The following is a 23,377-nucleotide window of genomic DNA, read 5'->3' as shown; positions in this document are numbered from 1 at the left end:
TGCCCTTGGCGTGCTGCGCCTCGGTCGCCTTCTCACTCGGCCCGCGCACGGCCTGCTCGCGCAGCGCCTGCAGCTCGGCCACCCGGCCCCGGGCGTCGGTCGGCTCGCTGGTGGTCTCGTCCAAAACGGTCATGCATCGACCCTACGGATCCGACCAAGAAAACCCTGCCGTCGACTCCGTACAGTCTCGCGCCCGTTCTCCTGTCGACCTCTGACAGAACCATTCCGCACAGAGAGCCAACCACCAGCTCAGGCCGGTTCCCCTTTGTGGAGGTCCGACAACCACGTAGGCTGAGAGCCACCTCACATCCCGCACACACCCCGTACTCCGGTCGGGTCAATCCGGCGGGTGGCCCACCGTACCGGGCCCCCGCCGGAGGGGCACGGTACCGCCGGAGGTGTACAGATCCCGCCGGGGGTGCACAGATCCCGCCGGGCTTGCTCAGATCCCGCGGTGGAAGCGGGCGTCGCCCCGGTCGGCGTGGTCGTTGCCGCTGCCGTCACCGCCGTCGCCGGCGATCAGCTCGACATGGTCGGCGCCGGTGACGTCCGCGGTCCGCGTCGAGTCGGGGTCGAGCCGGGTGAACGCGGTGGCCGCACCCCGCTCCGTACTGCCGACGGACACCAGGTCGTGGCCGGGTATGTCGATGGTGCCGGCCCGGAAGGCGCCGCTGTCGCGGACGGCGGCGACCTTGAACGTCAGGGCGCTGCCCGAGACCGGCAGGACGGTGCCCATCTCGACGCCGGGCAGCTCCGGGAAGACGAGGGTGTAGCGGGCGGCCGACCACTCGACGCGGGGCGGGGCGTCGAGCCGGACCTCGTACGGCTTGCCGTTGAGGGTCACCTCGGTGACGGGGGGGCCGTGCTGCTGAGCAGCGAGGCGCCGGACACGCGGTCGGTGTACGAAAGCACGCGGGGGAAGTCGTCGGCGGCCCTCACCGAGTGCCGTCCGGAGTTGATGACGGGCCCGGCACCGGACGCCGACACGGCCCCGCGCCCGTCGGCCGGTGGCGCCGGGTGTGCGGGCCCGGCCAGGGCGAACACGGCACAGGAGGCGGCGGCCGGCGAGCAGGCCGCGCGGAGTCTACGAGGCATGGGGCCTGCGTAGTCGTCCGCTCTCCGCGGCGTCAACGAAGTCGGTGACGGCCGCGTCCGGCAGTCCAACAACCTCCGCGCGTTGGCCCAAGTCACCCTTCGGCGGCGGCGACTTGTGAAGGTACCGGCACTGCGAGAGCGCTCTCAGTCGCAACTCTTGACGGCCGCCACACCCCTCGCAAGAGTGGGACTCCCCCCACACCAGCAGGAGTTCATCCCGTGATATCCCGCCGCATGTTCCTGACCGGCGCCGCCGCCACCGCCACGGCGCTCACCTACCCCTCCTGGGGAAGCGCTCTCAGCCCCGGCGCGGGTGCCGCGCCCACCACCTGCGAACTGGCCCTGGAGAACAAGTCCCTGCCCGGCACGGTCAACGCCTACATCACCGGCCACGAGGACGGCACCGGCGACTGGGTGCTGCTGCGCGCCGACGGCAGTGTCCACAAGCCGCTCTCCCCCTCCGCGCCGCAGACCCCGCTGGGCGTCGACTGTGCAATCCCGCTGCGCGCCGCCGGCGAGGGCCCGGTCGTCCTGACGCTGCCGAGGATGTTCGGCGCGCGGGTCTACTTCGTCCGCGACAACAAGCTGGACTTCTTCGTCAACCCCGGCCCGTCCCTGGTCGAACCCGCCTTCGCCACACCGGCCGACCCCAACTACGGCCGCACCTGGTCGTTCTGCGAGTTCACCTTCAACTCCACGCAGTTGTACGCCAACATCAGCTACGTCGACCTGGTGACGGCACTGCCCATCGGCCTCACGCTCACCGGCGACGCGACCCACGCGGTCGCCCCGCTCCCCGACGGCGCGCTGGAGAAGATCGCGGCCGGCCTGGCCGCCCAGGCGGGCCGGGACGGGCAGCCGTGGGACAAGCTGGTGATCCGGGGCGCCGACGGCAGGGTCCTGCGGGCGATCTCGCCCCAGACGCTGATGGCGCCCTACTTCGACCGCCCCGCCGAGATGCCCTTCCGCAACGTCTTCGACGCGTACATCGACCGGGTGTGGGGCAAGTACCGCGCGGAGGATCTCCGTGTCGACCTGCAGGGCGGGCGCGGCGTGCTCGCCGGGCGGGTCGGCGGCGACGTCCTGACCTTCCAGGGCGGCCACACCTTCGCCAGGCCGTCGTCGCGGGACGTCTTCACCTGCAACCACGGCCCGTTCGCCAACAACCCGAACGACCCGGACGACAAGAAGGCGCTGCTGGCCCGGATCTCGGCGGCGTTCAACCGGACCACCCTGCTGACCCACCCGGATCAGCCGAACGGCGCGACCGTGGCCGACTACTACCGCGACCCGTCGACGAACCACTGGTCGCGTGTCGTGCACGCCAACTCCCCGATCGGGTACGCCTTCCCGTACGACGACGTCCGCCCGGACGGACAGCCGGACGTCTCCGGCGCGGCGCACGACGGGAATCCGAGCCGCTTCACGGTGAGCGTCGGGTCCTGAGCGTACGTATCCCTTGATGTCCGTGCGGGCGTCCGGTCCGGGGGGCCGGACGCCCGCACGTCGTTCCCCCGGGGCGGGTCCGGGTCAGCAGCCGCCGCAGTTGTAGTACGTCACGTCCCAGTGGTTGCCCTCGTCCGCGTAGATGTTGCCGGAGCCGGACCTCCACTGGGGCGCGCCGTCTCCGCGGACGCCGATGTAAGTGAAGCTGTTCTTGATGTAGTTGCCGACGCACGTGTACTTGGAGTAGTCCAGCTTGTAGCCGTTCCAGTGCGAGTACGTGCCGCCCGCGTGGCCGGTCTCGGTGCCGCCGGTGATGTTGAGGGCACAGCCGCTGGCGCTCTTGAGGGTCTGGGCGCCCTTCGCGGTGGCGAGGTTGAGCTGGTCGAAGGACGTGCAGGTCGGGTTGTTGCGATTCGAGCAGCCGCCGGACGAGGACCAGGTGATCCCGGACGAGCGGAACATCGAGGTCGCCGTGGCGTGGCTGATCCTGGTGGCGGCCTCTGCGTCGGTCGCTGTGGTGAGCGCTCCGAAGCCGGGCGCGAAGAGCGCGCCCGTGATGAGTGCGAGCGCGCTGATGACGGAGCGGATTCCCATGGCGGGGATGCCTCCTGCTGATGACCGTTATGGACCGTGCTTCCGGTGGGACGGCTGTGCAGGTGGAGCAGACAGATGGTGCCCGAGTTCTACGCGCGTCCGCCAGAGGGCGCAGACGTCTTCCGGATGAAGCTCCGGGTGGACCCCTCCGAAGAAGTTGAATGCTGTACGGAATAGGTCTACAGTCGATTTCGTTGAAGCTTAAACAACAGCGCAGGGTGCTCCCGGCGCACCGTCCCCAAGGAGTAGTCATGGGCCTCTTCAACCGCCGCAACACCGACGTCGCCGTCCTCGGCACCGCCGCCGCCACGCCGAAGGCCGACCCGGCACTGGCAGCCCTGACCGGCGAATACACCATCGACCCCGCACACAGCAGCATCGGCTTCACCGTCCGGCATGCCATGGTCACCAACGTCCGCGGCACCTTCGGCGAGCACGAGGGCAGGCTGTTCCTGGACGGCACGGACCCCGCCCGGTCCACCGCCTCCATCGACGTCGCCATCGCGTCCGTCAACACGGGTATCGCCGACCGCGACACCCACCTGCGCAGCGCCGACTTCTTCGACGCCGAGACGTTCCCGCAGATGACGTTCCGCTCCACCGGAGCCGAGCAGCTGGGCGGCGACACGTACCGGATCACGGGCGACCTCACGATCAAGGACGTGACGCGCCAGCTCAGCATCGACCTCGAGTTCCAGGGCTCGGCCACGGACGTCTACGGCAGCGAGCGCGCCGGCTTCGAGGGAAGCACCGAGATCCTGCGCTCCGACTGGGGCCTGACCTGGAACGCGGCCCTGGAAGCCGGCGGCGTGATGGTCAGCGACAAGGTGAAGCTGACCTTCGACATCTCCGCGATCAAGGCCGCCGCCCCCGCCGCCTGACCCGCCGCGCAGGGGCACTCCACGAGCACGCCCGCCCTGCCCCCAGGCACGGGCGGGCGCTCGGACGTCCACTCTCTCCGGCTTCACCGTGCGTTTCCGGGACAGCGCCCGTTCGTTGGGCCTGCGTGAGCCCCAGCCGAGGCACAGGGAGAGGCGCATGGCTCCGAGACTGCGCCTGACGTGACGCATGCCCCGTCGAGCGGCAACTCACGCTGGTCGATCCGGTCGAGCCCCCACGACGGCGCCGTTGCGGTTGCCGTACATGCCTGGCTCGGGGATGCGGTCAGAAGCCGCCGCCGTCGAAGCCGCCGAAGCCGCCGCCGCCACCGAAGTCCCCGCCGCCACCGCCCCAGTCGCCGCCGCCGCCGAAGTCGGACGAGTCGAAGTCGCCGCCCGAGTACTCGCCGCCGCCGTAGTCCTCGCCGCCGTAGTCGGCCGCGTACGCGGGTGTGGCCAGCATGTTGCCGAGCAGCGTGCCCACCAGCAGGCCGGGAAGAATGCCGCCGCCGAAGTAGCCGCCGGCCCACGGGCCGTAGGCCGGGCCGGCCTCCCAGTACGGGCGGCGTCCGGAGCCCGTGTCGACGGTGCGGGCCATCGGGTCCTGGCCCTCCTCGACGCGCGCCGCGTCGGCCGCGCACACCGGGACGTCGCGCGCAGCACCGCCCGCGGGGGCCCAGGAGATGTCCTTGACCGAAAGGCCGTGGCGGGGGTCGAAGAAGCAGGGTGCGCGGCGCTCGGGGACCGGCCGGCCCTCTCGCCGGGCGGCCAGGACGGCGAGCGCGAACCGCCCGTCGTCCAGCGCCTCTGTGACCCCGCGGACATCGCCCGGGTGCCGCGCGGCGCCCATGCGGGACTTCGCCGTGTCGTACGAGTCGAGGGCGCGCTCGTACTCGGCGCGCATGGCGTCGTCCGCGCCCTTCTCCGAGGGGTGGAAGTCCAGCCGGTCGAGCTCCTCGCCGAAGGCGGTGATGTCCTCGTCGACGACGACGCGGAGCTTCTCGAGTGCGGCCCTCTCCTCCTCGGCCTTCCGGCGGCGCTTGCTGCGGAGCAGAGCGTAGGCGCCCGCGCCGCCGGCCGCGAGGACGCCACCGAGGACGATCAGCGATCCTGTACCGGCGCCCTCGTCACCACCCGAACCGGGGTCCCAGGAGGCGGGGGCGCTACCGCGGACCTGGGGCAGCGCCTGGTCGACGAAGTTGTCGAGCTGGGTGGCCGCGTCGACCGGCCCACCGCTCTTCACCGCGGTGGTGAGGTTCTCGACGGCCCGGTTGGACAGCACGGACGAGTCGGCCCCGGCGTCGAAGCCGTCGCCGAGCCGGACGGCGTACAGGCCGGTGATGCCGGTCTCGGTGCGCAGATTGCGCAGCAGGTCGTCGGGCGGGAACTCCGCGGTCGCGGGCAGGACCGCCACGAAGACGGGCTTGTCGGCGTCCTCGATCTGCGTGGCGAGCGAGTCGGCCTCGGACCGCGAAAGCTGGCCTGTCATGGCCGGGTGGACGTACACCGGCCCCTGTTTCAGGGCGTCGGCGACGTCGGACAGCCCCGAGGCCTTGGCAGCGGCGCCGGACGTCGGCACCAAGGCCAGGAGCAGCAACAGGGTCAGCCCCGCGAGAGCCGACACCCAAGTGAACGGCCGTGTCCTCATGCCATGAAAGTACCCGAACAGCCGCAAACAAGACATAGGTGCGGGCCGGGAGTCGTCGACCGCCGGCCCGCACCGGTCGGCGGCGGCATCCGCGAACGGCTTCGCCGTCGCCTCGGTGAGGTCCGAGCCGATCTCCTGCTGGACGAGCAGCCGCGCCTTGCCCACCAAGTCCCAGACCTCTGCGGGGGCGTGCCGTGGCCGGCCGCCTGGAGGACCGTGGCGGCGACCGCGAGGGCTTCAGCGTCAGCTCACCGCCGCCCGGCGTTCTGGTGAGCCTGGTCAGTCCTGTCGGTCGTCCGCCGGTACGTCGAAAGCCGAAACCGCCCGCTCCGGCCTGCGGGTCAGAGCAGCGCTGAGGAAGCGATTCCCTACTGGGCTGCAGCCCGGTACCCCCTCGCCAGCACCTGGTGGCATCTGCGGAACGGGCACGCGGCCGGGCGGGCTGCGCGGTCCGGAAGAGCCGGGCCGTGCCGCTCCGTCCTGCGCCGGCTACTCCGTCGGCTCGACGCCCGCGCGCAGCAGGCCGTACGTGTACGCGTCCTCCAGAGCCTGCCATGACGCGGCGATGATGTTGTCCGCGACGCCGACCGTGGCCCATTCGCCGGTGCCGTCGCCGGTAGTGATCAGCACGCGGGTCGTCGACCCCGTGCCGTGGCGGCCCTCGAGGATGCGGACCTTGTAGTCGATAAGCTCCTGCTTGGCGAGCTGCGGATAGATCCTCTCCAGGCCCACTCGCATCGCCCGGTCCAGTGCGTTGACCGGGCCGTTGCCCTCGGCCGTGGCGACGATGCGCTCGCCCTTCGCCCACAGCTTCACCGTGGCCTCGTTGGCGTGCGTGCCGTCCGGGCGGTCCTCGACGATCGCGCGCCACGACTCCGTGCGGTAGTAGCGGCGGGCCCTGCCCTCCGCCTCCGCGCGCAGCAGGAGCTCGAAGGAGGCGTCGGCGGCCTCGTAGGTGTAGCCCTGGAGCTCGCGCTCCTTGACCCGCTCGACGACCCGGCCGACCAGCTCGCGGTCGTCGCCGAGGTCGATGCCGAGCTCCTTGCCCTTCAGCTCGATCGAGGCACGCCCCGCCATGTCGGAGACGAGCATCCGCATGGTGTTGCCGACCAGCTCGGGGTCGATGTGCTGGTAGAGGTCCGGGTCGACCTTGATGGCGGAGGCGTGCAGTCCGGCCTTGTGGGCGAAGGCGGAGACACCCACATAGGGCTGGTGGGTGGAGGGCGTGAGGTTGACGACCTCCGCGATGGCGTGCGAGATGCGGGTCATGTCCCCGAGGGCGCCCTCGGGCAGGACCTTCTTGCCGTACTTGAGCTCCAGGGCGGCCACGACCGGGAACAGGTTGGCGTTGCCGACGCGCTCGCCGTAGCCGTTGGCCGTGCACTGCACGTGGGTGGCGCCGGCGTCGACGGCGGCCAGGGTGTTCGCGACGGCGCAGCCGGTGTCGTCCTGGGCATGGATGCCGAGCCGCGCGCCGGTGTCGGCGAGCACGGTCCCGACGACGGCCTGGACCTGGGCGGGCAGCATCCCGCCGTTGGTGTCGCAGAGGATGACGACGTCCGCGCCGGCCTCGTACGCGGTGCGGACGACGGACTTGGCGTACTCGGGGTTGGCGCGGTAGCCGTCGAAGAAGTGCTCGCAGTCCACGAACACCCGGCGGCCCTGCTCGCACAGGTAGGAGACGGTGTCCCGGACCATCTCCAGGTTCTCCTCCAGGGTCGTGCGCAGCGCGAGCTCGACATGCCGGTCGTGCGACTTGGCGACCAGGGTGACCACGGGCGCGCCCGAGTCGAGAAGCGCCTTGACCTGCGGGTCCTCGCTCGCCTTGGCACCCGCGCGGCGGGTCGCGCCGAACGCGACGAGCTGGGCGTGCCGGAAGGTGATCTCCTGCTGGGCACGGGCGAAGAACTCGGTGTCCCGCGGGTTCGCACCCGGCCAGCCACCCTCGATGAAGCCCACGCCGAACTCGTCAAGGTGCCGGGCGATGGTCAGCTTGTCCGCGACCGTGAGGTTGATGCCCTCGCGCTGGGCGCCGTCGCGCAGCGTCGTGTCGAAGACGTGGAAGGCGTCGTCGACACGGAAGCCGTCCGTGTCCTTGGCCTTGGTGGTCATGGCTGTCTTGACTCCTGTCGGATGAGTGGCTCCGGAAGTTCTGGCTCCACTTGCCCCCGTCTTCACGCGCGGTCCGCCTGCGGCCACGGGTGAGGCCGTAAAACGAAAAAACCCCTCGCGGGTGCGAGAGGTCTGCGCGCGGGTCTGGGGCACGGTGCCGCCTGCCGCGGGATTGCTGTCCACGGGTTCAGCGGTCACTGCGGACCGGCGCGCTGCTGCCGATAATCATGGCGAACGAGAGCACGGGGGCAGTGTGCCACAAGGTGGGCGGGGGGTGGACGGGTGTCTCACGATGCGGTCGCCGCTTTGCGGGGTGTCTCCCCCACCCCGCCCTTCCCGGACCGGGGCTCCCGCCCCGGGCGGCGCCGCTCTCGCCGGGGCTCCACCCCGAACCCCGCACCTCGAACGCCGACCGCCCGGCGGGCTCAACTGCCGGCGGGGGTGGAGGGTGGCAGCAGTGCTTCTTCCACGTACTCCGCTACGTGGGCCAGCACCTGGGTCCGGCTCGTGCCCGGTATGCCCACGGCGACGTGCACGCTGAAGCCGTCCAGCAGCGCGCGCAGTCTCGCCGCTACGCGGTCGGCGTCGACGGGGCGGAATTCGGCGTGGGAGACGCCCTCGGCGAGCAGCGCCACCAGGTCGCGGTGCCAGGCGCCCTCGATCGCGGCCTGGCGGGCGCGGGCGTCGGCGTCGGCGTTCTGCGAGCGGTTCCAGACCTCGAGCCAGAGCGTCCAGTGCGGGTCGCGCGGCCCTTCGGGCACGTACAGGTCGACGTACGCGTCGAGCCGCTCCCGTACCGTCGCCTGGCGGGACAGCAGCGCGCTGCGCTCCGCACCCAGGCGGCCCTCGCTCCACTCCAGGGTCTGCAGGAGCAGCTCGTCCTTGGTGCGGAAGTAGTAGAGGAGATGGCCGCTGCTCATCCCGACCTCGCGTCCGAGCCCGGCCATGGTGAGCCCGTCGAGCCCGCGCTCGGCGATGGTGGCCATCGCGGCGGCGAGGAGGGCCTCGCGCGGTGGCGCGACATTGCGGCGGCGGGCGGCGGGGGTCATACGGCGGCTGCCGGGAGCGAGGCGTTCACCCGTACGTTCTACCCGATCGTGCTCGGTCGTCGTCCGCGAAGGTCCGCCCCGCCGCCCCTCTGTCAGATCTTCGGCTGCTGCTGGGAGATGCAGTGGATGCCGCCTCCGCCCGCGAAGATCACCCGCGCGTCGACCAGCGTCACCGTCCGCTCCGGGAAGAGCCTGCGGAAGATGCCCGCCGCGATCTCGTCGCGGGGGTCGTCGAAGGCGCAGAGGACCACCCCGCCGTTGCAGATGTAGTGGTTGATGTATGAGTAGTCGACCCATTCGCCGTCCTCGTCGACGAGGACGGTCGGGGCCGGGACCTCGACGACCTCCAGGCGGCGGCCCCTGGCGTCCGTCTGGGCGGCGAGCAGGGCCACGTTGGCCATGGACAGTTCATGGTCGGGGTGGGACGGGTCGGGCTGGGTGTGGACGACGACGACCCCCGGGCGGGCGAAGGCCGCGACGATGTCGACGTGGCCGCGGGTGCCGTACATGCCGTAGTCGCCGGACAGCCCCCGCGGCAGCCAGATCGCCTTCTTCGTGCCGAGCCGGGCGTGGATCTCGGCCTCGACCTCCGCGCGGGTCCATCCGGGGTTGCGCTCCGGACCGAGCTGGACCGTGTCCGTGAGCAGGACGGTGCCTTCGCCGTCGACGTGGATCGCGCCGCCCTCGTTGACGAGGGGGGACGGGTGGACGGATACGCCCGCGAGGTCGGCGACGTGGCGGGCGATCTTGGCGTCGTGCTCCCAGCGCGCCCAGTCGGCCGCGCCCCAGCCGTTGAACACCCAGTCCACGGCGGCGAGTTGGGAGCCATCGGTGACGAAGGTGGGGCCGATGTCGCGCATCCACGCGTCGTCCAGGTCTCGTTCGACGACCTCGATGTCCGGGCCGAGGAGCTCGGCGGCAAAGGAGGTCTGGCCGGGGCCGGCGACCACGGTCACCGGCTCGAAGCGGCGTATCGCGCGGGCCACGGAGGCCCAGGCGGCCCGTGCCTCTCCCAGTTCCGCGTCGTTCGTGAACGTGGGGTTGGGGCCGGGCCAGGCCATCCAGGTGCGCTCGTGGGGGGCCCATTCGGCCGGCATGCGGAAGGTCACGGGAATCCTCGATTACTGGGAGGTGCGGGCTGCGGGGTCTACAGGAAGTAGAGCCGGTTCAGGGAGATGGACTCGGCCGGCTGCGAGCGCAGCGGATCGCCGTCGAGCGTGACCAGCCCCGTGCCGCCGTCCACCGACACTTCTCCGATACGGGAGTTGAGCAGCAGGTTGCCGGGGCCGATGCCCCGTGTGCCGCGCACCGCGACCCTGCGCCGACGGGTGGGCATCAGGTCGGATCCGAGGTCGACAGCGGCCTGGGCCACGAACGCGACGGAGATGTCGGCCGGGGTCGCTCCGTAGGCGCCGAACTGCGGGCCGAGCACCAGCGGTTCGCAGGTGTCGGTCGCCGCGTTCGGGTCGCCGACGACTCCGTAGGCGGGGAAGCCGGACTTCAGCACCAGCTGGGGCTTCGCACCGAAGAACTCCGGGCGCCACAGCACGATGTCGGCCATCTTGCCGACCTCGATGGAGCCGATCTCGTGGGCGAGCCCGTGGGCGATGGCGGGGTTGATGGTCAGCTTGGCCATGTAGCGCAGGACGCGTGCGTTGTCGTCGTGTGCGCCGTCGCCGTCCAGGGGGCCGAGTTCGGCCTTCATCTTCCCTGCCATGGCGAAGGTGCGGCGTACGGTCTCCCCCGCACGTCCCATTCCCTGCGCGTCGGACGAGGTGATGCCGATCGCGCCGAGGTCGTGCAGCACGTCCTCCGCGCCCATGGTTCCGGCCCGGATGCGGTCGCGGGCCATGGCGGCGTCGCCGGGCAGGTCGGTCTTGAGGTCGTGGACGGAGACGATCATGCCGTAGTGCTCGGCGACGGCGTCCCGGCCGAAGGGCAGGGTGGGGTTGGTGGACGAGCCGATGACGTTCGGCACGCCCGCCATCTTGAGGACGTTCGGTACGTGTCCGCCGCCGCAGCCCTCGATGTGGAAGGCGTGGATCGTACGGCCGTCGAGGACGCGGAGGGTGTCCTCGACGGAGAGGCATTCGTTCAGCCCGTCGCTGTGCAGCGCGACCTGCACGTCGTGCTCCTCCGCGACCCGCAGCGCGGTGTCGAGGGCCCGGGTGTGCGCGCCCATGTCCTCGTGGACCTTGAAGCCGGACGCGCCGCCTTCGGCGAGCGCCTCCACCAGCGGGGCGTCGTCGGAGGACGATCCGCGCGCGAGGAAGCCGATGTTGACGGGCCAGGCGTCGAAGGCGTTGAAGGCGTGCTTCAGCGCCCAGGGCGAGTTGACGCCGACGCCCCACACCGGGCCGAACTCCTGGCCGATGACGGTGGTGACGCCGGAGGCGAGCGACGCCTCCATGATCCGCGGGGAGAGCAGGTGGACGTGCGTGTCGACAGCGCCCGCCGTGGCGATCATCCCTTCGCCGGACACGATGGACGTGCCGGTGCCGACGACGACGTCGACGCCGTCGAGGGTGTCGGGGTTGCCCGCCCGGCCGACGGCGTGGATGCGCCCTTCACGGATGCCGATGGAGACCTTGCGGACGCCCTGCACGGCGTCGATCACCAGAACGTTGCTGATGACGACGTCGCAGGTCTCGCGGACCGCGGCGGCCTTCAGGTGCAGACCGTCGCGGGCGGTCTTGCCGAAACCTGCGAGGAACTCGTCTCCGGGCTTCTGTGCGTCGGACTCGACACGGACGACGAGCCCGGAGTCGCCCAGGACGACCCGGTCCCCGGCTCGGGGCCCGTGCACGGATGCGTATTCGTACGGGTCCATCAGATCTCCTCCGCTCCGAGGTAGCCGCAGGCCGCGGCCCGCTTGAGTGCTTCTTCCCTGGCGCCCGGCGCATCGAGCGGACCGTCGACCAGGCCGGCGAAGCCGACGGCGATCCGGTCGCCGCCGATCGGCACAAGGCCGACCTGCGCCTCGGCGCCCGGGTCGAAGCGGACGGAGGAACCGGCCGGGACGGCGAGCCGCATGCCGTAGGCGGCGGCACGGTCGAAGCGGAGCCGCGGGTTGGCCTCGAAGAAGTGGAAGTGGGAGGTGACGCTGACGGGCACGGTCGCCGTGTTGCGGACCGTGAGCCGCAGGGCGGGTGCCGTCTCCTCATGAGCGGGCGCGGGCAGCAGGGCTCCGGGGGCGTGCTCACCCAGTCCCTCACCGCCGATCGGGTCGGATACGACGGCGAGGCGGGACCCGTCGTCGAAGACGGCCTCCACATGCACCTCGGTCACGAGGTCGGCAACGCCCGGGAGGACATCGTCGGGGCCGAGCACCGAGCGGGCCGCGTCGATGGCCTCCGCCAGTCTGCGGCCGTCGCGGGCCGCCTCGCAGACGGTGTCCGCTATGAGCGCGGTCGCCTCCGGGACATTGAGCCTCAGGCCGCGGGCCCTGCGCGCCCGCGCCAGCTGGGCGGCTCCGAAGAGCAGCAGCCTGTCGCGCTCGGTCGGGGTCAGTCGCACGTCACCACACCTCCATGTTCGAGCACCACTCTAACAATGGCCTCGTCCTGAACGGAACCATTGACTTCAAGCAGGACATGGCTCACATTGAGCAGCGTTCAATTAGAGCGTCACTCAAACAGCGAGCTCGAGGGGCAGCCCATGCCGGTGGAACAGCACGGAGTCGACACCATCCCGGAGGCGGAGCGCACCAGCACTCCGCGCGATCTCATGTCCATCCTGCTGGGGTCGAACCTCTGCCTGGGGGTGATCGTCTTCGGCTGGCTTCCCGTCTCCTTCGGTCTCGGCCTGTGGCCCGCCGTCACCTCCGTGATCGCCGGCACGATCGTCGGCGTCGCCGTCACCGCTCCGCTGGCCCTCGTCTCCCTGCGGACCGCGACGAACCTGTCGACATCCAGCGGCGCTGCCTTCGGCGTGCGCGGCAGGCTCGTGGGTTCCGTGGTCGGGCTGCTGCTCTCACTCGGCTACACGGCTCTGACCCTGTGGATCGGCGGCGACGTGATGCTCGGGACGCTGGCCCGGATCGCCGGTGTGCCCACCGGCGGCGTCGCGCACACCGTCGTGTACGCGCTGCTCGCCGCGTGCACGGTGGTCGGCGCGGTGTACGGCTACCGGCTGCTGCTGCGGCTGAGCCGGATCCTCGCGGTCGGCATGACGGCACTGCTGCTCCTCGGCCTGCTGGCCTACGCGCCCGGGATGACCACCGCGGCCCCGCCGGACACCCCGTACCTGCTCGGCTCGTTCTGGCCGACCTGGCTGCTGTCCGCTGTCGCCGCCGGGCTCAGCGGGCCGATCGCGTTCATCACCCTGCTCGGCGACTACACCCGCTACATCTCACCCGAACGGCACAGCCCGCGCACCGTCTGGCGGGCCACCTGCCTGGGGCTCACGGCCGGCCTGCTCGTTCCGCAGCTGTTCGGTACGTACACGGCGCTGGCCGCCCGCGCCGGGCTGGACTACGCAGGACCGCTGGTCGCCGCCTCCCCCGCCTGGTACGTGATCCCGCTGCTGGTCGCCGCGGCCGCCGGCTCGGTCGGCAACGCCGGTCTGATGCTGTACTCCATGGGCCTGGACCTGGACGCGATCCTGCCGAGAGCGACGCGCACCCGGGCGACGCTGGTCGTCGCCGCCGTCGCCACGGCGTTCGTCTTCGCAGGCCATTTCGTGTGGGACGCCCAGTCGGCGATGACGTCGTTCGTGCTGCTGCTCACCGCGGTCGGCACGCCCTGGGCGGTGATCACGCTGATGGCGCACATCCGCTGCGGCGGCGCGTACGACGCGGAGGCGCTGCAGGTCTACAACCGGCGTGCGCGGGGCGGGATCTACTGGTTCCGCGCCGGCTGGAACCCCAGCGCCACGGCGTCCTGGGCGCTGGGCGCCGCGGTGGGTCTCGCGGCCGTCTCCACCCCGCTCCACGAGGGCCCGCTGCTTGCCCTCACCGGCGGGGTGGACTGCAGCTTCGTCCTGTCCGGCCTGGTGGGCGGCGTGATGTACGCGGCGCTGGGCGCGCTCACTGCCGAGGCCCGGCGCCCTGCGGTGCAGGGAGCCGGGCCTCGGTAGCGACGTGGACGGCCTGAGGTCTGCGGCGCAGAGCGCCGGGCCGTCTGCGGTGCAGGGAGCCGGGCCTCAGTGGACGGGAGGTGAGTTGCGGGCGTCAGCCGAGCCGGTGCATCCAGCCGTGCACGTCCTCGCCGGTGCCCGTCTGAATGTCGAGGAGCGCCTTGCGCAGCCGCATGGTGACCTCGCCCGGCTGCCCGCCGGACTGCGCCCACTCGCCGCGCGCGGACTTCACCAGGCCGACGGGCGTGATGACCGCGGCGGTGCCGCAGGCGAAGACCTCCTTGAGCGTGCCCTTCTCGGTGTCGGCCTGCCACTGGTCGATGGAGACCCGGCTCTCCTCCGACTCGTAGCCGAGGTCCTTGGCCAGGGTGAGAAGCGAGTCACGGGTGATCCCGGCGAGCAGCGAGCCGGTGAGCTCGGGCGTGACGATCTTGACGTCCTGACCGGAGTCGGTCTCGTAGACGAAGTACAGGTTCATGCCTCCCAGTTCCTCGACCCACTTGTGCTCGACGGCGTCGAGGTACGCGACCTGGGCGCAGCCCTTCTGCGCGGCCTCGGCCTGGGCGAGGAGGGACGCGGCGTAGTTGCCGCCGGTCTTGGCATCGCCCATGCCGCCCGGGACGGCGCGCACGCGGTCCTCGGAGAGCCAGATGGAGACGGGCTTGACGCCCTCGGGGAAGTACGCGCCCGCGGGCGAGGCGATGACGATGAAGAGGTACTCGTTGGCCGGCTTCACACCGAGGCCCACCTCGGTCGCGATCATGAACGGGCGGAGGTAGAGGGATTCCTCGCCGCCGTGCGGCGGGACCCATGCCTCGTCCTGCTGGACCAGGGCGTCGCAGGCGGCGATGAAGGTGTCGACCGGCAGTTCGGGCATGGCGAGGCGGCGCGCGGACCGCTGGAACCGCTCCGCGTTGGCCTCGGGGCGGAACGTGGCGACGGAGCCGTCGGGACGGCGGTAGGCCTTGAGGCCCTCGAAGATCTCCTGCGCGTAGTGCAGGGTCATGTTGGCCGGGTCGAGGGACAGCGGTCCGTACGGCACGAGCTCACCGTCGTGCCACCCACGCCCCTCCGTCCACTTGATCGTCACCATGTGGTCGGTGAAGTGGCGGCCGAATCCCGGGTTGGTCAGGATCCCCTCACGCTCCGCGTCGGACAGCGGGTGCGAGGAGGGCTTGAGCTCGATCGTGGGCGTCGTCATGAGTGCAGTGTCCTTCACCGGTTGTTGTGACGGACCGCGCTCACGCCGATTGCTTGGACGTCCGAGCATCGCCGTGCACACGGTCCACGTTCGATTATCGCCCGTGGAGGACCGTGCGGGGAACGGCGTGATTGCGGCCCAGGATGATGGTGGCACCCGAGGGCCGCACAGGAAAAGCCGCCGGGCGCGACTAGGGATGCGACCCGGCGGCTTCTGGGGGTGTCCGGGGGACGCCCCCGGAAGTGGTGTCCGGCGGGTCAGCTCGCTACTCGTACCGCGAGCGCATCGCCGATCTCGTCCGTGGTGCGGGTCGTGCCCGGCTCCCGTTCCGCGAGGTCGGCGGCGACCGCCTCCTCGATCCGGACGGCCTCGGTCTCGTGGCCGAGGTGGCGCAGCAGGAGGGCGACCGACAGGATCGTGGCGGTCGGGTCGGCCTTGCCCTGGCCGGCGATGTCGGGCGCCGAGCCGTGGACGGGCTCGAACATCGACGGGAATTCGCCCGTCGGGTTGATGTTGCCGGAGGCGGCCAGGCCGATGCCGCCGGTCACGGCAGCGGCGAGGTCGGTGAGGATGTCACCGAAGAGGTTGTCCGTGACGATGACGTCGAAGCGCTCCGGCTGGGTCACGAAGAAGATCGTCGCGGCGTCGACGTGCAGATAGTCGGTGGTGACCTCGGGGTATTCCTTGCCGACCCTGTCGAAGATGTTCTTCCACATGTGGCCGGCGTAGACGAGGACGTTGTTCTTGTGGACGAGCGTCAGCTTCTTGCGGGGGCGGGAGTCGGCCCGCTCGTACGCGTCGCGGACGACGCGCTCCACGCCGTAGGCGGTGTTCAGGCTGACCTCGGTGGCCACTTCGGCTGGCGTGCCGGTGCGCAGGGAGCCGCCGTTGCCGGTGTACGGGCCTTCGGTGCCCTCACGGACGACGACAAAATCGATGTCCGGGCGGCCGGCCAGCGGAGTGGCCGTATTGGGGAACAGCTTCGACGGACGCAGGTTGACGTAGTGGTCGAAGGCGAACCGCAGCTTCAGCAGCAGACCGCGCTCCAGCACACCGGAGGGCACCGACGGGTCGCCGATGGCGCCGAGCAGGATCGCGTCGTGGTTCTTGAGGGAGTCGAGCTCCGCGTCGGGGAGAGTCTCTCCGGTGCGGTGCCAGCGCTGGGCGCCGAGGTCGTACTCCTTGGTCTCCAGCTTCACATCCTGGGGCAGGACCGCGGCAAGGACCTTCAGGCCCTGCGCCACGACTTCCTGGCCGATGCCGTCACCGGGGACTACTGCGAGATTGATGCTGCGAGACATGTCGGCACCCTACTCCCCGTCCCATTCAATGACATGCGAGGTCCACCATATGGACGGGGTCGAACTTCGCGGATCAGTGACCGGTGGAGCCGCCGTTGTCCCGGCGGTCGAGGGCGCGCTGCAGGGCGGCGGCGGCGTTCTTGCGGTCGGACTCGCTGGTACGGGAGGCGTGACGGACTCGGCGAGCGGTCGCAGCGGACATGATGATCGACTCCTTGAGATCAGAAGAGATTTCGAGGCGCCGGAAGGGGCGGGGAGCGGTGCCGCAGGGGTTGCCTGCATGGGGGCACGGGCTCACGACCGCCATTCGCTGGATCGAGCGAGACGTTCGGCTCCTACAAAGCTAGGTCAGCTCGGCCGCTCTGTCTCCACAATTACTCGGACTTCCTACTATCTGAGACGCGATCTTCGCAGAGGACCGCCCGGCCCGGTTCAGGCGCACGCTCACCGGGTCCCGGAGGACGCCGCTCAGGGTCCCTGTCTTTGGATCAGGCCGGATCAGAGCACATCCCCGTCGCGCCAGTCGAAAACCAGCGGGCCCCCGGCGGACTCGGGAAGCGACGCGCCGGCGGTGGGGCGGAGCCAGGTGGAGTCCTCCTCCTCGGGGAGGTGGACCGTGCCCTTGGGGGCCATGACCTCGATACGTCCCCGCCACAACTGCCAGCCCCTGACGCCGTACAGCTCGGCGCCGTCGTCCGACGCGGACAGCGCGCCGAGGTCGTACGCCCCGTCGATCACCGTCTCCAGCGCCTGCATCACCCGGCCGCCCAGACCCTGGCGGCGGCGGTCGGCCCGGACCGCGACCGCCTCGACGTATCCGACGCGGTACGACCGGCCCACGTGCAGCACCCGTCGCATGATGACGCTGCCGTGGGCTGCCACGCCCCGGCCGTCCCGCACGAAGGCGTGCACGCCACCGAGGGCGTGGGCCCAGTCCTCCTCGCCGAAATCGCCGCCGAACGCGCCGTGCAGCATGGTCCGGATCCCGGCGAGACCGGACTCGGACAGCTGGTGGGTATGGGCCGTGCGCAGCGCGTCGGTCACACGATCGGTCATGCGGTCACTGTGGCAGGCGGCACCGTCACCGGGTACCGGATTGCTCCTTGGGCCGGTACCCGGTGACGGAAAACAGGTGGTCGGCGAACGCGACCGTCAGAGCCTGCCGCCCGTGAGACGGGACAGCGGGCCGCGCTGCCGCAGGCCGGAACGGCGGCCGAGCGCGTACGAGCCGGCCACCGCGGTGACGACACCCGTCCCCGCTCCGGCGACAACGGTCTTACGGGCCTTGACGATGCTCCAGACGACGCCCGCCGCTCCTGCCGTGGCGCCCGCGGCGGAGACGGCCGTGCGCTGAACCGTCCGTGCCGCGGACGCCGCCTTGTCGGTGGCTGCGCCACCGAATCCCTGTGCGGCTTCCGTGGTTTCGCGCGCCGCGTCCTTGGCGGAGCCCTGCGCTCGCGCCGTGCTCGTACGTGCCTGGGTCGTCTTCTTCTTGGTCTCGGTCATGGTCTTCGGGTATCCGCCGCGGGAGTCGGCAAACTGACCGGCTGTCACGGTGGCTGTGGGCGGCCGCTGTTCGCACGCGCCGTTTCCGCCCGGTTGCCCAGGGCACCTGCGTACCGGAGGTGGCCCATGAACGCACGCACGGTGACGGTACGCGGCCGGGCAAATGCCCGGCGGGCGGCGAACAGTTCGGTTGTCGACTCTGCCGCACGATGGGGATTCGTCGCACGCGGGGTGATCTATCTGCTCGTCGGCGTCCTCGCCCTGCACATCGCCTTCGACGGCGGCGGCCGCCAGGCGGACAAGGGCGGAGCCCTCGCCGAGCTGGCCGAACAGCCCTTCGGCGCGGTGCTGTTGTGGGCGCTGGGCGCAGGCCTGGCCGGCATGGCTCTGTGGCGGCTCTCGGAAGCGCTGTTCGGCGCCGCGGGCCCCGACGGGCACAAGACGGGCAAGCGGCTCTTGTCCGCGGGGCGCTGCCTCTTCTACGGCTTCGTCGCCTACTCCGTCCTGGCGTTCGCCGCCGGTGACCGCGGCAGCGGCGGCGGGTCCAGCGACCAGCAGTCCCGGGACGTCACGGCGAGGGCGCTGGAGGCGCCGGGCGGTCAGTGGATCGTGGGTCTGGCCGGGGTCGGCACAGCCGTTGCCGGTACATGGGTGGCCGTGCAGGCCGCACGGCGCAAGTACCGCAAGCATCTGAAGCAGGGCGGCATGTCGCACCGGGCCCGTAAGTTCGTCGACGTGACCGGCGTCGGTGGCGGTCTGGCGCGCGGCGCGCTGTTCGCGGCGATCGGCGTGTTCGCGGTGCGCGCGGCGATCACGTACGAGCCGGACCGGGCGAAGGGATTCGACGACACGCTGCGCTCGTTCGCCGAGACGCCGGCGGGGCCGTGGCTGCTGGTGGTCGTCGCCGCGGGGCTGGTGCTGTTCGGGGTCTTCTCGTTCGCGATGGCGCGCTGGCGCCGGGTCTGAACGGGCGGGGTGCCCGGACGGCGCCGGGTCTGAGCAGCGGGCGCATGGAAACCGCCCCCGTTCCGGCGTGGGGGCCGGGACGGGGGCGGAGACGTGGGGGCCTGCCCGAGGGGGAGGGTCAGCCCATGTGGGGGTACGTGTACTCCGTCGGCGGGACCAGCGTCTCCTTGATCGCGCGGGTCAGCGTCCAGCGCATCAGGTTCTGCGGGGCGCCGGCCTTGTCGTTGGTGCCGGAGGCGCGGCCGCCGCCGAAGGGCTGCTGGCCGACGACGGCGCCGGTCGACTTGTCGTTGATGTAGAAGTTGCCCGCGGCGTAGCGGAGCTTCCCCATCGCGTGGGCCGCGGCGGCCCGGTCACCGGCGATGATCGAGCCGGTCAGCGCGTACGCCGACACCGACTCCATCTGCTCCAGCATCTCGTCGTACTTGTCGTCCTCGTAGACGTGGACGGCGAGGATGGGGCCGAAGTACTCGGTCGTGAAGACCTCGCTCGAAGGGTCCGTGCACTCGATGACGGTCGGGCGGACGAAGTAGCCGACCGAGTCGTCGTAGGTGCCGCCCGCGACGATCGTGCAGGAGGGGTCGGACTTGGCACGGTCGATCGCGGCCTTGTTCTTGGCGAAGGAACGCTCGTCGATCACGGCGCCGATGAAGTTCGTCAGGTCGGTGACGTCACCCATCTTGATGCCGTCGACCTCGGCCGCGAACTCCTCCTTGAGGCCGGAGTTCCAGAGGGAGGCGGGGACGTACGCGCGCGAGGACGCGGAGCACTTCTGGCCCTGGAATTCGAACGAGCCGCGGGTCAGCGCGGTCCTGAGCACGGCGCGGTCGGCGCTGGGGTGCGCGACGACGAAGTCCTTGCCACCCGTCTCACCGACGATGCGCGGGTAGGAGCGGTACTTCTCGATGTTGTTGCCGACCGTCTTCCACAGGTGCTGGAAGGTCTTGGTCGAGCCGGTGAAGTGGATACCGGCGAGCATCGGGTGCTCGAGGGCCACCTCGGAGACGGCGATGCCGTCGCCGGTCACCAGGTTGATGACGCCCTTGGGCAGACCGGCCTCCTCCAGGAGCTGCATCAGCAGCACGGCGGCGTGGGTCTGCGTCGGGGACGGCTTCCAGACGACGACGTTGCCCATCAGTGCGGGCGCGGTCGGCAGGTTGCCGGCGATGGCAGTGAAGTTGAACGGGGTGATCGCGTAGACGAAGCCCTCGAGCGGGCGGTGGTCGAGGCGGTTCCACACGCCCGGCGAGTTGGCCGGGGGCTGCTCGGCGAGCAGGTCACGGGCGTACTTGACGTTGAAGCGCCAGAAGTCGATGAGCTCGCACGGGGTGTCGATCTCGGCCTGCTGCGCGGTCTTCGACTGTCCGAGCATGGTCGAGGCGGCCAGCGTCTCGCGCCAGGGGCCGGCCAGCAGCTCGGCGGCGCGCAGGATGATCGCCGCGCGGTCGTCGAAGGACATGGCGCGCCAGGCCGGGGCGGCCTCGAGCGCGGCGTCGATGGCGTCCTGCGCGTCCTGCTGGGTGGCGGCGGCGAAGGTGCCGATGACGGCCTTGTGGTTGTGCGGCTGCACGACGTCGACGCGCTCACCGCCGCCCATGCGCCGTACCCCGCCGATGGTCATCGGCAGGTCGATCGGGTTCTCGGACAGTTCCTTGAGCTTGGCCTCGAGCCGGGCGCGCTCGGGTGAACCGGGGGCGTAGCCGTGCACCGGCTCGTTGACCGGGGCGGGGACCTGGGTGACAGCGTCCATGAGTTCCGTGACTCCTTTACGAGGGGTTGGGGAGGGCTCTGCCCTGGTGTCAGTTCTTGGTGATCATCGAGCGCACGAAGAAGAGGAGGTTGGCCGGCTTCTCCGCGAGACGGCGCATGAAATAGCCGTACCAGTCGGTGCCGAACGCGGTGTAGACCCGCATCCGGTGGCCTTCGGCGGCGAGCCGGACCTGCTCGTCGCTGCGGATGCCGTACAGCATCTGGAACTCGTAGTCGTCGAGCTTGCGGCCTGCGCGGTGGGCCAGCTCCTGGGCGATGGCGACCAGGCGCGGGTCGTGCGACCCGATCATCGGGTAGCCGTCGCCCTCCATCAGGATCTTCAGGATGCGGACGTACGCCTTGTCGATCTCGGGCTTGTCCTGGTACGCGACGGTGGCGGGCTCCTTGTACGCGCCCTTGACGATACGGACGCGGCTGCCGGCGTCGGAGAGGCGGCGGGCGTCGTCCTCGGTGCGGAACAGGTATGCCTGGATGACACAGCCGGTCTGCGGGAACTCCTTGCGGAGCTCCTCGTGGATGGCAAACATCGAGTCGAGGGTGGTGTGGTCCTCGGCATCCAGCGTAACCGTCGTGCCGATGGCCGCGGCGGCCTCGACGACCGGGCGGACGTTGGCGAGCGCCAGCTCGTGCCCGCCCTCGAGCGCCTGGCCGAACATCGACAGCTTCACCGACATCTCGGCCTTGGCACCGAGGCCGAGGCCCGCCAGATGCTCGATCAGCTCGAGGTAGGCGTCGCGGGCGGCGGCGGCCTGCTCGGGCGTGGTGATGTCCTCGCCGACGACGTCGAGGGTGACCTCGAGGCCCTTGGCGACAGCGTCCTTGACGATCGGGACGACCTGCTCGACCGTCTCGCCGGCGATGAACCGGGAGACGACCTGCCGGGTCCCCGGTGCGGCGGACACGAAGCGGCGCATTTTGTCGCTGCGCGAAGCGGCGAGGATCACGGGACCCAGCACGGGCACCTCCACGGAACAGGTGTTGAAAGTGGCCGAAACCGAACGACCCGGAAACGGCGCGAAGAACCACCCTGAAACCTAAGGATGGCTCCGTCCGCCTGCCATCGACAGCTGTCACGCATCGGTGTCCCGGATCTCAGACATATGTCTGAAGAGGGTGCGAGAATGGCGAGGTGAAGGGCGACTACCAGGATCTCGTGGACGAACTCTCCGCGCTGCTGGCCATGCCCGCGACGCTGGAGAACCGCGACTTCGGACTGATCGCCTTCGGTGCGCACGACAGCGACGACGACGCGGCGATGGACCCCGTCCGCACCCGCTCGATCCTGACCCGCCGGTCGACCCCGGCGGTACGCGCCTGGTTCGAGGCCTTCGGCATCAGGCGGGCGACCGGCCCGGTGCGAATCCCGGCCGCCCCGGACGCAGGGGTCTTCCGTGACCGAATCTGCCTGCCCGTACGGCATCGCGGCATCGCACTCGGCTATGTCTGGCTGCTCGACGTCGACCCCGGGCCTACGGAAACGCAGCTGTCCGCGGCGATGGAGGTGGCGGCGCGGATCGGCGCCCTGCTCGCGGACGAGGAACGCGCCGGGGCGGATCTGTCGCGCGAACTGCGGGCCGTGCTGACGGCGGAGCGCGGCTGGCAGTACGACATGGCCGTGGACGCGCTCCGCACGGAACTGGGCACCGACGCGGAAGGGCTGCACACGCTGGTGTGCGTGATGCCGTGGCCGGCCGGTGACGCGCCGTCGGCGCGATCGCTGCCGGGGGCCTCGGCGCTGTGCACGGTGCCGTTGGCGTCAGGGGCCACGGGCTCGGCCGACCACGCCGTGGGCGCGCTGGTCCGGCTGCGCACGGCGGACAACCTGGCGCCCGCGCTGGCGGTGGCCTCGCGGCTGAGCGAGGCGACGGGCGGGGGCACGGGCAATGGGGCGGGCGCACGGGCCGGGGCAGTGGGCAGCTCCGGCACGGGTCGAGCTGCCGCCTCCGGCCCAGGCCGCCCGGCGGCCTCCACGGGCGAGCGCGCGCCAGGCCCCGCCGACGGGGCTGAGCCCGCCGGGCGCGGCAGCCGCAGCGCCGCGGGCATCGCGGACCCGCTGCTCGGACTGGGCAACTTGGGCCGCGCCTGGCGGGAAGCACGTGCGGCCGCCCGGGCGGCCCTGGCCGAGCCCCGCCTCGCACCCGTCGCCCGGTGGGCCGACCTCGGCCCGTACCGCCTGCTGACCGGGCTCGCCCCCGGCGTCGCCGACGACCCCGCCGTACGGGCACTGCTGGCGCCCGCGCATCACGAACTGGCCCGCACGGCCGAGGTGTTCCTCGACTGTGCGGGACAGGCCGGCCGCACCGCGGCCTCACTCGGCATCCACCGGCAGACGCTCTACTACCGGCTGTCGCGCGTCGAACAGCTCACCGGCCTGAACCTCGACGACGGCGAGCACCGGCTTCTCCTGCACATGACGCTCAAGAGCGCACGGCTGTAGCGCGGCGCAGACGGAGGCCGTGCCGGCTGCGGAGCGCAGGGCGCCTCCCGCACTCCTGCCTCGGGCTCCCGCGTCCACGTCCACCTCTTCAGGCTGCGGCGTCGGCGCACGCGGACGGCACAGCCTCCCTGGCGCGCTGCGGCCCGGTCCGGGCAGCGCTCGCGACCGGAGCCGTGGGCTCGACCGCCGGGGCCGGGGGCTCGGCGGTGCCCGGGGGCTCGACCGCCGGAACCCGGGGCTCGACCGGACCCTGAGGCTCGACCGCAGGCTGCGGGTCCACCGGAGGCTGCGTGTCCAC

The 23,377-nt window shown here is 71.2% G+C and carries 19 protein-coding genes and 3 pseudogenes; 5 read left to right on the top strand and 17 right to left on the bottom strand.

All coding sequences use genetic code 11. The features are described 5' to 3' along the window. Nucleotides 1-442 precede the first annotated feature (442 nt). Nucleotides 443-532, bottom strand: a pseudogene (locus ACZ4SA_RS26740) (hypothetical protein); the annotation flags it as partial. Between the two features lie 12 nt (nt 533-544). Continuing rightward, nucleotides 545-1,095: pseudogene (locus ACZ4SA_RS26735) on the bottom strand (endo-alpha-N-acetylgalactosaminidase family protein); the annotation flags it as partial. Nucleotides 1,096-1,329: 234 nt separating this feature from the next. On the opposite strand from ACZ4SA_RS26735, the gene ACZ4SA_RS26730 reads away from it, so the two are divergent. Continuing rightward, entirely contained in the window at nt 1,330-2,541 is a 1,212-nt protein-coding gene (locus tag ACZ4SA_RS26730; RefSeq protein WP_468279261.1) for a glycoside hydrolase family 64 protein, read from the top strand. Nucleotides 2,542-2,625: 84 nt separating this feature from the next. Here the strand turns inward: ACZ4SA_RS26730 and ACZ4SA_RS26725 are convergent, their stop codons facing one another. After that, on the bottom strand, nt 2,626-3,135 hold the full coding sequence (locus tag ACZ4SA_RS26725; RefSeq protein ID WP_468279250.1) for a hypothetical protein: 510 nt from the start codon (nt 3,133-3,135) through the stop codon (nt 2,626-2,628). A gap of 251 nt (nt 3,136-3,386) precedes the next feature. Between ACZ4SA_RS26725 and ACZ4SA_RS26720 the strand changes: the two genes are divergently transcribed. Beyond that, nucleotides 3,387-4,016 carry a YceI family protein gene (locus ACZ4SA_RS26720; protein WP_468279247.1) on the top strand — a complete coding sequence of 210 codons (630 nt, stop codon included), beginning with the start codon at nt 3,387-3,389 and terminating at the stop codon, nt 4,014-4,016. A 283-nt stretch (nt 4,017-4,299) separates the two neighbouring features. Here the strand turns inward: ACZ4SA_RS26720 and ACZ4SA_RS26715 are convergent, their stop codons facing one another. The 6 genes from ACZ4SA_RS26715 to ureA form a co-directional block, all read right to left on the bottom strand. Beyond that, the gene (locus tag ACZ4SA_RS26715) at nt 4,300-5,661 is read right to left on the bottom strand and encodes a hypothetical protein (protein WP_468279258.1); all 1,362 of its coding nucleotides are present in this window, start codon (nt 5,659-5,661) and stop codon (nt 4,300-4,302) included. Between the two features lie 489 nt (nt 5,662-6,150). Then, nucleotides 6,151-7,773, bottom strand: a complete 1,623-nt coding sequence (gene cimA, locus ACZ4SA_RS26710) for a citramalate synthase (protein ID WP_468279244.1) — start codon at nt 7,771-7,773, stop codon at nt 6,151-6,153. Between the two features lie 425 nt (nt 7,774-8,198). Then, complete coding sequence (locus ACZ4SA_RS26705; RefSeq protein ID WP_468279241.1) at nt 8,199-8,822, bottom strand: TetR/AcrR family transcriptional regulator; 624 nt, start codon at nt 8,820-8,822, stop codon at nt 8,199-8,201. A gap of 92 nt (nt 8,823-8,914) precedes the next feature. Beyond that, nucleotides 8,915-9,931, bottom strand: a complete 1,017-nt coding sequence (locus tag ACZ4SA_RS26700; protein ID WP_468279238.1) for an agmatine deiminase family protein — start codon at nt 9,929-9,931, stop codon at nt 8,915-8,917. 38 nt (nt 9,932-9,969) lie between these two features. Next, nucleotides 9,970-11,652, bottom strand: a complete 1,683-nt coding sequence (locus ACZ4SA_RS26695) for an urease subunit alpha (RefSeq protein WP_468279236.1) — start codon at nt 11,650-11,652, stop codon at nt 9,970-9,972. Beyond that, nucleotides 11,652-12,338 carry an urease subunit gamma gene (gene ureA / locus ACZ4SA_RS26690; protein ID WP_468279233.1) on the bottom strand — a complete coding sequence of 229 codons (687 nt, stop codon included), beginning with the start codon at nt 12,336-12,338 and terminating at the stop codon, nt 11,652-11,654. Before ureA ends, ACZ4SA_RS26695 begins: the two co-directional genes overlap by 1 nt. A 141-nt stretch (nt 12,339-12,479) precedes the next feature. On the opposite strand from ureA, the gene ACZ4SA_RS26685 reads away from it, so the two are divergent. Next, on the top strand, nt 12,480-13,898 hold the full coding sequence (locus tag ACZ4SA_RS26685; RefSeq protein ID WP_468279230.1) for a cytosine permease: 1,419 nt from the start codon (nt 12,480-12,482) through the stop codon (nt 13,896-13,898). A gap of 94 nt (nt 13,899-13,992) precedes the next feature. Here the strand turns inward: ACZ4SA_RS26685 and ACZ4SA_RS26680 are convergent, their stop codons facing one another. The 5 genes from ACZ4SA_RS26680 to ACZ4SA_RS26660 form a co-directional block, all read right to left on the bottom strand. Beyond that, complete coding sequence (locus tag ACZ4SA_RS26680) at nt 13,993-15,099, bottom strand: branched-chain amino acid aminotransferase (RefSeq protein ID WP_468279227.1); 1,107 nt, start codon at nt 15,097-15,099, stop codon at nt 13,993-13,995. Nucleotides 15,100-15,356: 257 nt separating this feature from the next. Next, nucleotides 15,357-16,400, bottom strand: a complete 1,044-nt coding sequence (locus ACZ4SA_RS26675) for a 3-isopropylmalate dehydrogenase (protein WP_468279224.1) — start codon at nt 16,398-16,400, stop codon at nt 15,357-15,359. 73 nt (nt 16,401-16,473) lie between these two features. Further along, nucleotides 16,474-16,602, bottom strand: coding sequence for a hypothetical protein (locus ACZ4SA_RS26670; protein ID WP_268247338.1), 129 nt, complete (start codon nt 16,600-16,602; stop codon nt 16,474-16,476). A 296-nt stretch (nt 16,603-16,898) separates the two neighbouring features. Next, nucleotides 16,899-17,456 (bottom strand): GNAT family N-acetyltransferase, encoded by a 558-nt coding sequence (locus tag ACZ4SA_RS26665; protein WP_468279221.1) that lies wholly within the window; start codon nt 17,454-17,456, stop codon nt 16,899-16,901. 96 nt (nt 17,457-17,552) lie between these two features. Then, nucleotides 17,553-17,906, bottom strand: coding sequence for a hypothetical protein (locus tag ACZ4SA_RS26660; RefSeq protein WP_468279218.1), 354 nt, complete (start codon nt 17,904-17,906; stop codon nt 17,553-17,555). A gap of 126 nt (nt 17,907-18,032) precedes the next feature. Here ACZ4SA_RS26660 and ACZ4SA_RS26655 point away from each other — a divergent pair, with 126 nt between their 5' ends. Then, a complete protein-coding gene (locus ACZ4SA_RS26655) occupies nt 18,033-18,872 on the top strand; it encodes a DUF1206 domain-containing protein (protein ID WP_468279215.1) in 840 nt (279 codons plus the stop codon). Between the two features lie 118 nt (nt 18,873-18,990). Here ACZ4SA_RS26655 and pruA read toward each other — a convergent pair whose 3' ends face one another. Continuing rightward, nucleotides 18,991-20,622: an L-glutamate gamma-semialdehyde dehydrogenase gene (gene pruA, locus ACZ4SA_RS26650; protein ID WP_468279212.1), complete on the bottom strand. Its 1,632-nt coding sequence runs from the start codon at nt 20,620-20,622 to the stop codon at nt 18,991-18,993. Nucleotides 20,623-20,671: 49 nt separating this feature from the next. Continuing rightward, nucleotides 20,672-21,598, bottom strand: coding sequence for a proline dehydrogenase family protein (locus ACZ4SA_RS26645; RefSeq protein WP_468279209.1), 927 nt, complete (start codon nt 21,596-21,598; stop codon nt 20,672-20,674). A gap of 173 nt (nt 21,599-21,771) precedes the next feature. Here ACZ4SA_RS26645 and ACZ4SA_RS26640 point away from each other — a divergent pair, with 173 nt between their 5' ends. Then, nucleotides 21,772-23,079, top strand: a complete 1,308-nt coding sequence (locus ACZ4SA_RS26640; protein WP_468279206.1) for a PucR family transcriptional regulator — start codon at nt 21,772-21,774, stop codon at nt 23,077-23,079. A gap of 88 nt (nt 23,080-23,167) precedes the next feature. On the opposite strand, the pseudogene ACZ4SA_RS26635 reads toward ACZ4SA_RS26640, so the two are convergent. Next, nucleotides 23,168-23,377 (bottom strand): annotated as a pseudogene (locus ACZ4SA_RS26635) (hypothetical protein); the annotation flags it as partial.

The organism is Streptomyces sp. NPDC027962, from assembly GCF_055566095.1.
The sequence above is the reverse complement of the archived record's forward strand: the minus strand, read 5'-3'. Positions and strand labels throughout refer to the sequence as shown.